Annotated in this window: 11 protein-coding genes; 6 read left to right on the top strand and 5 right to left on the bottom strand. The window is 59.4% G+C overall.

Annotation, left to right across the window (positions count from 1 at the left end):
- Positions 1-188 precede the first annotated feature (188 nt).
- A complete protein-coding gene (locus V6S97_RS15880) occupies positions 189-1,985 on the top strand; it encodes an ABC transporter ATP-binding protein/permease (protein WP_334427440.1) in 1,797 nt (598 codons plus the stop codon).
- Positions 1,986-2,029: 44 nt separating this feature from the next.
- Here V6S97_RS15880 and V6S97_RS15875 read toward each other — a convergent pair whose 3' ends face one another.
- Positions 2,030-2,263, bottom strand: coding sequence for a hypothetical protein (locus V6S97_RS15875; RefSeq protein WP_080570294.1), 234 nt, complete (start codon positions 2,261-2,263; stop codon positions 2,030-2,032).
- 134 nt (positions 2,264-2,397) lie between these two features.
- Between V6S97_RS15875 and V6S97_RS15870 the strand changes: the two genes are divergently transcribed.
- The 4 genes from V6S97_RS15870 (at position 2,398) to V6S97_RS15855 (ending at position 7,173) form a co-directional block, all read left to right on the top strand.
- Positions 2,398-2,787: an acyl-CoA thioesterase gene (locus V6S97_RS15870; RefSeq protein WP_003506036.1), complete on the top strand. Its 390-nt coding sequence runs from the start codon at positions 2,398-2,400 to the stop codon at positions 2,785-2,787.
- Positions 2,788-2,956: 169 nt separating this feature from the next.
- Positions 2,957-5,200: a polysaccharide deacetylase family protein gene (locus V6S97_RS15865; RefSeq protein ID WP_003506038.1), complete on the top strand. Its 2,244-nt coding sequence runs from the start codon at positions 2,957-2,959 to the stop codon at positions 5,198-5,200.
- A 220-nt stretch (positions 5,201-5,420) separates the two neighbouring features.
- Complete coding sequence (locus V6S97_RS15860; RefSeq protein WP_111792411.1) at positions 5,421-6,461, top strand: four-carbon acid sugar kinase family protein; 1,041 nt, start codon at positions 5,421-5,423, stop codon at positions 6,459-6,461.
- A gap of 4 nt (positions 6,462-6,465) precedes the next feature.
- A complete protein-coding gene (locus V6S97_RS15855) occupies positions 6,466-7,173 on the top strand; it encodes a FadR/GntR family transcriptional regulator (RefSeq protein ID WP_003506041.1) in 708 nt (235 codons plus the stop codon).
- A 40-nt stretch (positions 7,174-7,213) separates the two neighbouring features.
- Here V6S97_RS15855 and V6S97_RS15850 read toward each other — a convergent pair whose 3' ends face one another.
- The 4 genes from V6S97_RS15850 to V6S97_RS15835 all read right to left on the bottom strand — a co-directional run bounded on the left by V6S97_RS15850 (position 7,214) and on the right by V6S97_RS15835 (position 10,775).
- Entirely contained in the window at positions 7,214-8,341 is a 1,128-nt protein-coding gene (locus V6S97_RS15850; RefSeq protein WP_060723106.1) for an iron-containing alcohol dehydrogenase, read from the bottom strand.
- On the bottom strand, positions 8,338-9,294 hold the full coding sequence (gene pdxA, locus V6S97_RS15845; protein WP_003506045.1) for a 4-hydroxythreonine-4-phosphate dehydrogenase PdxA: 957 nt from the start codon (positions 9,292-9,294) through the stop codon (positions 8,338-8,340). The genes V6S97_RS15850 and pdxA overlap by 4 nt, the downstream gene beginning before the upstream one ends.
- On the bottom strand, positions 9,291-10,487 hold the full coding sequence (locus V6S97_RS15840; protein WP_060723108.1) for a sialidase family protein: 1,197 nt from the start codon (positions 10,485-10,487) through the stop codon (positions 9,291-9,293). The genes pdxA and V6S97_RS15840 overlap by 4 nt, the downstream gene beginning before the upstream one ends.
- A 123-nt stretch (positions 10,488-10,610) precedes the next feature.
- The gene (locus V6S97_RS15835) at positions 10,611-10,775 is read right to left on the bottom strand and encodes a hypothetical protein (protein ID WP_174014772.1); all 165 of its coding nucleotides are present in this window, start codon (positions 10,773-10,775) and stop codon (positions 10,611-10,613) included.
- A gap of 33 nt (positions 10,776-10,808) precedes the next feature.
- Here V6S97_RS15835 and V6S97_RS15830 point away from each other — a divergent pair, with 33 nt between their 5' ends.
- The gene (locus V6S97_RS15830) at positions 10,809-12,317 is read left to right on the top strand and encodes an ABC transporter substrate-binding protein (RefSeq protein WP_060723109.1); all 1,509 of its coding nucleotides are present in this window, start codon (positions 10,809-10,811) and stop codon (positions 12,315-12,317) included.
- Positions 12,318-12,382 lie beyond the last annotated feature (65 nt).

Genomic DNA, 12,382 nt, shown 5'->3' with positions numbered 1-12,382 from the left:
GGCAATCGCATTGTTGGTTGAGACCACGATGTTTGCCCGAACGAAGAATTGCCCGGGCTTTTCAATCACCGTCGCGGAGATTTCGCCGGGATTGTGGACAAGGTTAAACAGCATGTTATTGCTTGGCATCGCAAGGCGCAGAATCGCGACCCGCTTTCTTTGCCGACTGACGTTTCGGAATGGAATGAATGGCAACAACCGTGACCGACGATCAGCGCAAGAGCGCGGCTAATCTTTCGGGTTTCGATCTCGATTTTCCCGCCCAGCTGCGGATGATGGGGCGTGCCTTCTGGACATCGCCGGTGCGCACCCGGCTGATATTGCTGTCGATCGCGCTGCTCACGGTGATATTGCTCACCGCCTATGGGCAGATCAGGCTCAATGAATGGAATGCGCCGTTTTACAATGCCCTGGAACGGCGCGATCTTGATGCATTCATTCATCAGCTCGAGGTCTTCGCCATCATCGCGGGACTGCTGCTGCTGCTCAACGTCATCCAGACCTGGCTGAACCAGATGACGGCGCTGAACATGCGCGAAGGTCTTGCCAAGGATATGGTGGATCAATGGCTGAAACCGGGTCGCGCCGCCCGTCTTGCCGGTTTCGGCACGATCGCCATCAACCCCGACCAGCGTCTGCATGACGATGTCCGCAACCTTGCGGAAAGCAGTACGGCGCTTTCCATCGGTCTTGTGAATGCGACGATCCTGCTCGTCAGCTTTATCGGCGTCCTCTGGTCGCTCTCGGCCGGTTTTACCATCACTATCAGCGGCGATACCTATGCTATCCCCGGCTATATGGTCTGGGCGGCGATCTTTTATGCCGGTTCCGCCTCGCTTCTCAGCAATCTCGTCGGTTATCGGCTGGTCGGGCTGAATGCCGAACGTTATTCCAAAGAAGCGGAACTGCGTTTTTCATTGATGCGGGCGAGCGAAAATCTTGCCGCCATTGCCCTTGCGCGCGGTGAGAAGAACGAAAGGCGTCGGATCGGTATCGATATTGACGCGGTGCTCGGCGTCATCCGGGGCCTTGCCATGGCGCTGACGCATCTCACATGGGTCTCGGCAGGGTATGGCTGGCTGGCGGTGGTGGCGCCGATCCTGATCGCGGCGCCGGTTTATTTTTCCGGCAACCTCACCTTCGGTGGGCTGATGATGGCCGTCGGCGCCTTCAACCAGGTCAATACGGCGCTGCGCTGGTATATCGACAATTTCGGCCCTATCGCCAGCTGGAAGGCGACATTGCAGCGCGTTTCCGTCTTCCGGAATGCCCTTATCCAGATGGACAGCGTTGAACAGCACGGCCTGACGATTGATCTGCAACGCAGCGCGGAGAATGAGAGGGTCCGCCTGCAGTCGGTCACGATCTGCCGTGATGCGGGCGGACAGGATATGGAGCGTGGGTTCAGGTTGCGCGAGGCCGAGATCGAGGTCGGGCCGGGCGGACGGCTGATGATAAACGGCGAGCAGGGCGTGAACAGGCGGCTGCTGTTTGCGGCAATGGCGGGGCTCTGGCCCTGGGGGCAGGGCAGGATCGAGATGCCCGAACAATCCGACACGCTTTTCATCGCCCAGCACGGCTATCTGCCGTCGGGTTCACTGCGCGAAATCCTCGCCTATCCGCGCGCGCCGCACCGGTTTACGGATGCGGATTATCTCGCGGTGCTCACCGCATGCGGGCTTGGAGAAATGGCCTCGCGTCTCGATGAGAATATCCGTTGGGACAAGAAACTCGATTCGGATGAGCAGGCCAGCATCCGTGTTGCCAATGCCCTGCTTTTGAAGCCGAAATTCCTCGTGATCGACGATTTGCTGGAAGGGCTGGAAAAACAGACGCAGGATACGCTGGCGGAGGTTTTGAACGGGATCGACGGCGCGGCGATCATCTATATCGGCCGGTCGGAAACATTCCTGTCGATCCTCACGCCTCAAGTGGCCCATCTCGACCACACCTTTCCGAAGGAAAATACTTCCAGGCCCCGATAGTGCTCCGCAGTAAATCGTCGGGCCCTGAGCCTGATGGGAGCGGATCAGAGCCGCAAATGCCAGCTGTCTGAAGCGAGCCGTTGCTGTTTGACGAGGCTTATCGCGGATTCCGGCTCCACCTGCGAGCGCAGGGCAAGTGTGCCTGTCGCCAGGCTGATGGCGACGACGCTTGCGACCGCCAGGACAATACGGTCGTAGCGCTGCTGTATTGTGTTGTTTCCACTCCAGTCATAGGCCATTCGCACGCCCTCGCGTTTTTTGGAATCGTGCCCCATCATGGTTAACCGAAGCTTACGATGGCCCTGTGATTCCTTGCTGTTTTGGAAGGGCTGCCGCGAAAAATCGGCTATTGGCGGATAGGGCGCGGTTGTTTAAGTCCGGCAGCGGGAGGTTTGTGAAAGGATTTTGAGACATGGACCAGCAACCGCCCGCCGACATGGAACTCACGCTCAGAACGCTTGCAATGCCCGCCGACGCCAACCCGGCCGGTGATATTTTCGGCGGCTGGGTCATGTCGCAGATGGACCTTGCCGCTTTCGTTCGCGCCAATGATGTGGCCGGCGGCCGCACCGTCACCGTGGCAGTCAATGAGATCGTCTTCAAGAAGCCGGTCAAGATCGGCGATACATTGTGCGTCTATACCAGGATCGAAAAGATCGGCCGCACCTCCGTCACGCTCAAGATCGAAGCCTGGACCCGCAGGCATTATCAGGATTCACGCGAAAAGGTGACGGAGGCCGTCTTCATCATGGTCGCGGTGGATGACAATGGTGAGCCGCGCCCCGTCCGCAAAGAGGCTTGAAGGTCGCCGTCTTTTCAAAGCAACGACAAAGCGCCTGCCAAAGGAATAAAGAGCACAGGCGCTTTGGCCTTCCGCGCCATTCGATATCTCTCCGCTCAATACTTTCGAAATATCGAATTTATTTATCAATTTTTGCGATCAAGATATGGAATAGGACGGGGATCAGGCTTTGACCATTCCAGGTGTTGTTATTGTCGGCGGCGCTCACGGCACGCTAGCCCTTGCGCGCAGCCTCGGCGTCCTGAATGTGCCCGTCTATTATCTCACCCACGATTCCCCCTTGCCGGGCTGGTCGCGCTTCGTGCGGGAAACAATTCGCTGGGCTGGCCCGCATGATGCCGGGGCGATCGTGTTCCTGCGTCAAATGGCCGAGAAGCACGGTTTGAAGGGCTGTCTGCTGGTGCCGTCCGGCGATGGTGAGGTCCAGCTCATTTCGCAGCACCGTGAGGAGCTTTCCGCTCTTTACAAAATCGTTCTGCCGGATTGGGCGGCTCTGCAATGGCTGTGTGAAAAACCGCTGCTTTACAAGCGTGCGGCGGAGCTTGGTGTCAGCATTCCCCGGACCTATGCATTGACATCGGACGCCGATATCGATGCGATGGATGTGATGTTTCCCGTCATTCTCAAGCCCAACATGGGGGGCGGTGATACCACGATTGCCCGGGCGAAGGTGATCCGGGCGGATGATCGCCAGGCGCTGAAGACTGCTTTCGCCGATGCGAGTGGAGAGATCGGCGCTGGCAATGTCGTTGTGCAGGAACTCATTCCCGGCGGCGGAGAAAGTCAGTTTTCCTACGCGGCACTGTGGCTCAATGGAGAGCCGGTGGCCGAATTCACGGCCCGGCGCGCCCGGCAATACCCCGTCGATTTCGGTTATACCAGCACCCGTGTCGAGGTTGTCGATAACGGGCAAGCGATCGATGCGGCCCGAAAAATGCTGAAATCCGCGGGCCATAGCGGGCTTGTCGAGGTCGAGTTCAAGCTCGACGGCCGGGATGGCGAGTTGAAACTTCTCGATGTCAATCCGCGCCCATGGTCGTGGTTCGGCCTCTGTTCGGCCGCAGGCGTCGATCTTGGTGCTTTGCTGTGGCGGGTCGCGAATGACGAACAGACTGGCCAGCCCGTCAGCGCGCGGCAGGGCGTTTCCTGGTCTTATCTTGTCCGTGATACCGTTGCGGCTTTCACTCTGGCCCGGAGGGGTGAGACGAGGATTGGAGACTATTTCGCCTCTTTGGGCAAAATCCGCAGCTGGGCCTCTTTTGCGCTGAACGATCCCTTGCCGGGCCTGATCGATCTGCCATTGACGGTCTTGCGGGTCATAAAAAAACGCATCCTTCCCGGTCTGGCGTCAGGGCAATCGAAAACGGGATTTTTACCGCCGCTCAAACGCCTCGGAAAATATGGGGCCATAAGGGCGGGGCTGGAAGTGAGTTCTTTCCCGCCTGTCCGGTCGGCGTTTCCGTCCTTGGCGGGGCGTGGTGTGATTTTTACACTTCACCATGTGCGCCCGGGCAGGGCTGTTTCGGCCTTTGCACCGAACGTTCAATTGTCAGTTACGCCGCAATTTCTGGAAGAGGCGATACAGGCCGCGCTCGAATGTGGCCTCGTTCCGGTCCATCTGCACGATCTGCCGGCTCTGCTTGCCGATAACCACGAAGGTCGGTCGTTCTGCGCCTTCACGCTTGATGATGGCTATCGCAACAATGCCGATCATGCAGCGCCGATCTTCCGCAAATATGCCGTGCCTTACACGATTTTCATCACGCCGGGTTTTGTCGAGCGAACACGCAGCCTTTGGTGGGAAACCGCCGCTGCCCTGACGCAGAAGGCCGCGTCTTTCGAATTCGATTTCGGGGCGGGGCCGGTGCAGGTGGCATGCGCCAACCCTTCGCAGAAAGCGGAGGCATTCACGCGGCTTGAAGATTTCGTCCAGAACTTTTCGGAAGACGAGGCGGTGGAAAGAATCGACCGTGCCGCGAGGCAACATGGCGTCGATCCCATCGCGATCGTGGACGAACTCGTCATGGATACGGATGAGCTCAGGACGCTGTCGGAAGATCCTCTGGTTCATTTTGGTGCCCATACCATGACGCATGTGAATATGCGCAAGGTCGATGCGGCGCGCCTGGCTTATGAGATCGCAGAATCGGCACGCCGGGTGGAAGCCTATGTCGGCCATCGGCCACGGTCCTTTTCCTATCCCTATGGCTGGGTAAGGGCGGTGGGAGAACGCGAAGCGAAAGCCGTTCACGACGCAGGATTTTCTGCGGCCGTGACCACGCAGGCCGGCGTTATTGGTCCCCACAGCCTCGAAAAGCCGACGCAGTTGCCGCGGGTATCGCTGAACGGACGCTTTCAGAAAAAACGTTTTGTCAAAGCGCTCATCTCGGGCCTGCCCTTCCGGTTCATCTAGCAACCTCGGCGGTTTGTCATCTTTGCCCCGTCCAGCCATGTGTGGCTGCGGTCCCCTGCCACTATTTCCGAATTCTGCCGTCGCTCTGCGGGCCTCTTCGCAGCCGTTTGGTCAATTCGAAATAGCGTGTTACAATTTTTGTTATTCACATCCCATTATCTATTGATTATAAATCAATTTATCGACGTAAAACATTACAACTTTTATGAAGGCTTCGTTCGTGCTGCTGATTTTTGCCGATGATCTGACCGGAGCGCTCGACGCCGCCGCCCCCTTTGCCGGGCGCGGGCTGGCGACCGAGGTTGCGATCGGGCTTGACGGTGTGCGTGCAGCGCTCGCGGATGCGCCTGCCGTCCTCAGCGTCAATCTCGGCTGTCGCGATGGCGAGGCAGATGAAGCCCGCCGCCGCACGCAGGAACTGTTGGCGCTGGTTCCGGCCGGTACAATTTTGTTCAAGAAGATCGATTCCCGCCTGAAGGGGCATATTGCAGCGGAAATGGATGCGATTTCCTATCGCCACGCGCTTGTCGCGCCCGCCATTCCGGACTTTGACCGTGTCGTTGTTGACGGAGCCGTTTCCGGCTTTGGCGTCGAAATTGCCATCCCTGTTCATGACAGACTGGGCGGACACGCCGGCCGCTGCACGGTACCCGATACGCGATCGAAGGGCGATATCAGGGAAGCTCTCGCCGCCGCGCAGGCGGAGGGGGCAGATCTTCTGGTCGGCGCGCGTGGGCTTGCCGAGGCGCTGGCTGAGGCGATGACGGGCCAGACTGTCCCTGAGGCGGCGGCCGTTCCAGCCGGCAAGGGGCTTTTTGTCATCGGGTCCCGCGATCCGATCACGGTGGAGCAGATTGACGTACTTGGGAGTGTTGGGCCTGTCTCGATCGTTGAGGCGCCGAATGGTATCGTGCCCAGTCATGCGGATGGGGGTGCCGGCCTGACGCTGGTTCAAGCAACGCAGGGTGCGGAAAATCTGTCGCCGCTTGCGGTTTCAGACCGGCTGGCGGAAGGCGTCGTGCCGCATTTTACCGCCAGGGCGGCAGGACTGCTGTTATCTGGTGGAGCCACGGCCGAAGCCGTGCTGCGGGCCATGGGCATTTCGCGCTTGCGTCTTGCCGGCGAATGCCTGCCGGGTCTCGGCGTCGGCTGGTCCGGAGACCAATGCATCATTGCGAAGTCCGGCGGTTTTGGGCAAGCTGACACGCTGAAACGGATCGCGAAAATGATGCTTGGCGACAATGACGCTGGAGAGAGCTGACCAGATGGGGCTGATGAAAGAAACGGCGCGCAAGGCACTTCCGGACATTATTTTCGAGAGAATGCACCGGGCGATCAAATCCGGCGCCTACAAGCCGGATGAGCGGCTGCCGACCGAACACGAACTCGCCATGGAATTCGAAGTATCGCGGCCGGTGGTGCGTGAAGCACTCCGGCGGCTGCGCGAGCAGGGTTTCATCTATTCCCGCAGAGGCTCCGGCAGCTATGTCAGGGCCTTTGGTCTGCGTGAACCGCTCGGCTTCGGGCAGCTCGAAAACGTTGCTGATCTTCTCAACTGTTACGAATTCAGGCTGACGCTGGAGCCGGCGGCGGCCGCAGCAGCGGCATTGCGGCACGATGGCGAAAGGCTTGCGGCGATCAGGAAGGCGCTCGAACTGATGCGGGACGCGACCAATCGCCAGTCTCACCGCGAGGATGCCGATTATCAGTTCCACCTTGCCATCGCGCGGGCGGCGCGAAACAGTTATTTCTCCACCGCGATGGAAGCGCTGAAAGACCATATTGCAGTGGGAATGAAGTTCCACGGCATGTCGGTGAAGCGGGAGGCATCCGGTCTGACGCGTGTTTTTGCCGAGCATGAGGCAATCGCTAAGGCGATCGCCGATGGGGATGCAGAGGCGGCACGCCAGCTTATGCTCCAGCACCTGACCGGATCGCGCGACCGCCTGTTTGAGTCTTCGCATACGGATTAAGCGGAAGGCCGATGCGCGTGTCCGCGTACCGGATTTTTGCTCAGAAGGCGTGGCGGTAAATCCCGAGCACGTCTTCGACGCTCATATCGACGGGGTTATTGTCCATCAGCCGGCGGATGGCGTGCGCATCCTCAGCGTAGCGGGGAAGATCGGCTTCAGTCGCGCCGTGCCGTGCGAGCGACATTTCGATGCCGAGCCCGGCACAGAAATCCGTCGCCGCCTTGCGCAGATCATCAGGCGAAAGGTGTTCGCGGAGCCCGAGCGCTCCCGCTACTTCTGCGGTTTTCGCCGAAACCGCAGGCTGGTTGAAGGCCAGAACATGCGGGAAGACGATGGCGTTCGCCAGCCCGTGCGGCAGGTTGAGAAGCGTGCCGAGCGGATAGGCAATGGCGTGACCGGCCGCCGTATTGACCGGGCCGAGACAGATGCCGCCATAATAGGAAGCGAGCATCATGCCTTCTCGCGCTTCGGTATCCGCGCCATCGCGGACGGCGCGCGCCAGATATTTGCCCACCAGCGCAAAGCCCATGCGGGCGAAACCGTCGATCATCGGATGGGCCTTGCGGTTGGTGAAGGCTTCAACACAATGGGCCATGGCATCCACCCCCGTGGCCGCTGTAACCGCTGAAGGCACGGAATAGGTGAGTTCCGGATCGAGTACGGCGAAATCCGCAATCAGATAAGGGCTTTCGACCGCGATCTTGTTGCCTTTGACGGGATCTGTGATGAGCGAACGGATGCCAGCCTCCGAACCGGTGCCGGCGGTGGTGGCGATCTGCACCAACCGCGTGTCGCGCCCGACAACCCTGTTCGGCCCCGCCACATCCTCAAGCGTCTGACCGGAATTCCAGAGCGCCGCGACCAGTTTTGCCACATCCATCACCGAACCGCCGCCGAGGCCGATGACCAGATCCGGTTTGGCGGCGCGGGCCGCGGCAAGGGCGGCATCGAGCGTTGTGGTGTCCGGCTCGCCGGGAATGGCATCGAATATGGTGAAAGGACCTTGCAATTGCAGCCGGTCGGCAAATTTCGCCGTCAGCGGTGTGGCGATAATAAGGGTCGAGGTGGTCTTTCCCGCCCAGGCGCCGACCTGTGAAATGGTGCCTGCGCCAACGGCGAGCCGGCGTGGCTGGTGGATGAGAATGGGAGCTGTAGACATGGTACTCATCCCTTCGGTTCCTTGCCCGCCACGAGCTTGCGCGCATAGGCAATGGCCGCATTCATGTTGCCGTGATTGGCGATGCCTTTGCCGGCGATATCGAAAGCCGTGCCGTGATCGACGGAGGTGCGGTCTATCGGCAGATCGACGGAAACGTTGACGGCGGTATCGAAAGCAACAAGCTTGATCGGGATATGGCCCTGATCGTGATATTGGGCGACGACAAGATCGAAAGCGCCGGAATAAGCCCGGTGGAATACGGTGTCGGCGGAAATAGGCCCCTGCACCTCGATGCCTTCGGCACGGGCGGCGGCGACCGCCGGTGCGATCTGGTCGTCATCCTCAGTGCCGAACAGCCCGTTTTCACCACAATGCGGATTGATGCCGGCAACCGCGATGCGCGGCCGCTCGTAACCGATGCGTTTCAGATGCGCGTTTCCGGCGCGGATGGTCGCCAGTACCCGCTCCGTCGTTGCCCGGCGAATGGCCTCCTGCAGGGAGACATGGGTCGAGACGTGAATGACTTTCAGCCGTTCCGAGGCGAGGAGCATATAGGCCGCCGAGGAACCGGTCAGGCTGCGCAACATGCCGGTGTGCCCATCATAATGGTGGCCGGCGAGATTCAAGGCTTCCTTGTTGATCGGCGCGGTGACGATGCAGCCGATTGCGCCCGCTTCGGCATCGCGAACCGCCTTTTCGATGAAACGGAAAGCGGCGCCTCCAGCCACCGGCGACAATGTACCCCAGGGCAGTGGCGCGCCTTCCACGGGCAGGTCGACGACATGCTGAGAGAGATCGATATCAACGCCAAGCGCATCCCGCGCCGCTTCCAACGTGGCGAGATTTCCGTAAATCCGCGTCGCCGCGCGATCCGGCGCGGACATGTCCGCCAGCGCCCGCACCGTGATTTCTGGGCCGACGCCGCAGGGGTCGCCCATGGTGATGCCAATGATATTGCTCATCTTTGTCTCCCGTCGTTCTCGTCAGCCCAGCCGGGCGCTAGCCGGACATATTTGATTGCGCGGCGATGATAGGTGTAGCTCGCATGCAGCGTACCGTCCGGCGCTTCCAGAAGCCATGGATAGGACATTTCCTGATTGCGGCCATCCGTCGAATCGTTCGACAGGCAGGTGCCCGGTCCGTCTTCGATCAGAATCCGGGTGGCAAAACTGCGCCCGTCATCATTGGAGAGGCAGATCGAAACCGGCGCGCGCGGCACGCCCCAGACCGGCACACAGCCACCGCTTGGATCGGCATCCGGCCTGTCGTCTTCCTCTCCCAATTCGTCATAAAGCGAGGCGCGGCGATCGCTCGACTGCGCGGCGTTGACGGGGTTGCAGATCATTGCCAGCCTGCCATCGCCGAGCCTGATCACGGCAATGGAGGAATTATTGTTTGGCACGTCGGTCGGCTGCGGCTTTGACCATGAGCGGCCGCCATCGGCGCTTTCCGTGCGGTAAACGAAATCGGCCTGACGACGGCGGAAGAAGGCGGCGTAGTGGCCATTCGTCACCGCGACCGGGCTCATATGCACGCAGCCGGTCGATTTCTGTAATTCCTGCAATTGCCAAGTCGCGCCATTGTCTGTGGATATGCCGAGCGCCGCCGTATCGTGGCTGCCGTTCCATTTCTGGCCGGGACGCTGGACGCAGCGGAAGATTGGCAGCAGCCATGCGCCGTCATCGCGAATACGCAGCGGCGCGCGGATGAAGCAGCCCTGCGGGAGATCGAGAAACCGTCCTTCCTCGGAGGCAAGCTTTTCCGGTGCTGTCGGGTCGCGTGTGACCCGCGCCATGCGAATGCGGCACTCATCCTGGTTGCCGGAGGGCTGGGCTGTGTGAAACAGCCAGAGAACGCCATCCGGCGCGGTGAAAAGAACCGGGTTCTGTTCGGAATGGGCGGGGTCATGGCTCAGGCGCTGCGGTGGCCCCCAATGGGTTGAGCCAGGTGTCAGCACGGATGCGAAGATCGAAATATCCGATTTTCCCTCCAATGTGCCGCCAAACCAGGCGCAGAGCAGGGTGCCGTCATCCAGAAGGTGCAGGAAGCTCGCATGGTTCTGGATCATGGGTGATGGCAGGAATGCTTCCTGCCGGTTTTCCGACGCGGTATGCATGGCTCCGGTCATGGCGTGAGCAATGTCATCAGGGGTCATCGTGGTCTCCTCTTGTCCTGATGAAAATGGCATATTCAAAAAGTTGTCAAGTTTATTTGATAAAAAAAGACGGGCAGTTGGTTTTGGTTTAAGAAATTAACTAGATGTTTTTAAACGATAAAATCAAGAGATTTGACCTGAATAAAAACTGCTTTTGAAAAATAAATTGACAAAAAATTCGATAACGTCGATGCTCTGTTTACGGGTGGAGGAGACGATCATCCGCACGCCATGCTCCTCAATGCAGGAGACGGGGCTTTTAGAACGTCCCTTGCGGTGCGCCGCCATGTTGCTGAATTTCTGATCTGGGAGGAGAACGGAATGAAGAAGTCATTGATTGCGGGCGCCCTTGTCTTGGGTTCCCTCAGCGCCGCGGTTTCGCCGGCGCTTGCGGCATCGGGGCCGATCAAGATCGTGCTGGCGGAAGAGGCGGACCTGCTTGAGCCCTGCATGGCCACCCGCTCCAATATCGGCCGTATCATCATGGAAAATGTCAGCGAGACGCTGACCGAGCTCGATGTGCGCGGCAAGAAGGGCGTTCAGCCGCGCCTTGCCGAGAAGTGGGAGCAGAATGCCGACGGAAGTTGGCGTTTCCACCTGCGTGAAGGCGTGAAGTTTTCCGACGGCACGACATTTGACGCCAAGGATGTGAAGCACAGCTTCGAACGCATCATGAGCGACAAGAACGCCTGCGAGTCCCGCCGTTATTTCGGTGGCATGACCGTGACCCCGTCGATCGTCGACGACCACACGATCGACTTCAAGACTGAACCGGCGCAGCCCATTCTGCCGTTGTTGATGTCGCTCGTTACCATCGTTCCCGAAGAAACCAAGATGGAATTCATTCGCGAACCTGTGGGCACCGGGCCCTACAAGCTGACCAACTGGACGCCGGGCCAGCAGATTGTGCTCACCGCACGCGATGATTATTGGGGAGCCAAACCGCAGGTGACGGAAGCGACCTATCTTTTCCGCGCCGATCCTTCGGTTCGCGCCGCCATGGTGCAAACCGGCGAAGCCGATCTTTCGCCTTCCATTTCCCAGCTCGACGCCACCAATGCGAAGACCGACTTTTCCTATCTCGACAGCGAGACGGTCTATATGCGTCTCGATCACAATATAGCGCCGCTGAACGATGTGCGGGTGCGCCGCGCGCTCAACCTTGCCATCGACCGGCAGGCCTTCCTCGGTACACTGGTTCCGGAAGGTGCCGTGCTGGCCACCGCGCTCGTTCCGCCGACCACGCTTGGCTGGAACCCTGACGTCAAGGTCTTCCCTTATGACCCCGATGGCGCAAAGAAGCTGCTCGAGGAAGCCAAGGCTGCCGGCGTCAAGGTGGATACGCCGATCACCATCATCGCGCGCACGGCGAATTTCCCTAATGTCACCGAGATCATGGAGGCGATCCAGCAGCAATTGCAGGAAGTCGGCTTCAAGATAGACCTGAAATTCGTGGAAGTGGCCGAGCACGAAAGCTATTATTCCAAGCCCTTCAAGGAAGGCCGCGGTCCGCAGATTGTCGCCGCCATGCACGACAATTCAAAGGGCGACCCGTCCTTCACCATGTTCTTCAAATATGCCACCAAGGGCACGCAGTCTGGCTTCTCGGACAAGAAGGTGGATGATCTGATCGAACGTGCATCCGCAGCCGTGGGTGACGAACGCGCCAAGCTCTGGTCGGAACTCATCGCTTATCTGCACGACGACGTGGTGGCTGATGTGCTGCTGTTCCACATGGTCGGCTTCTCCCGTGTCTCGGAACGGCTGGACTTCAAGCCCACCATTGCAACGAACTCGATGCTGCAGCTTTCGGAAATTGGCATCAAATAAGACCCCGCGTCTTGTCAATTGAGAAGCGGCGGCGCAGCGAAAGCTACGCCGCCGCATTGAAAAAC

The sequence above is a fragment of the Agrobacterium sp. CCNWLW155 genome (assembly GCF_036888815.1).
Classification (GTDB): Bacteria; Pseudomonadota; Alphaproteobacteria; order Rhizobiales; family Rhizobiaceae; genus Agrobacterium; species Agrobacterium radiobacter.
This window is presented reverse-complemented; position numbering and strand designations above follow the sequence as displayed.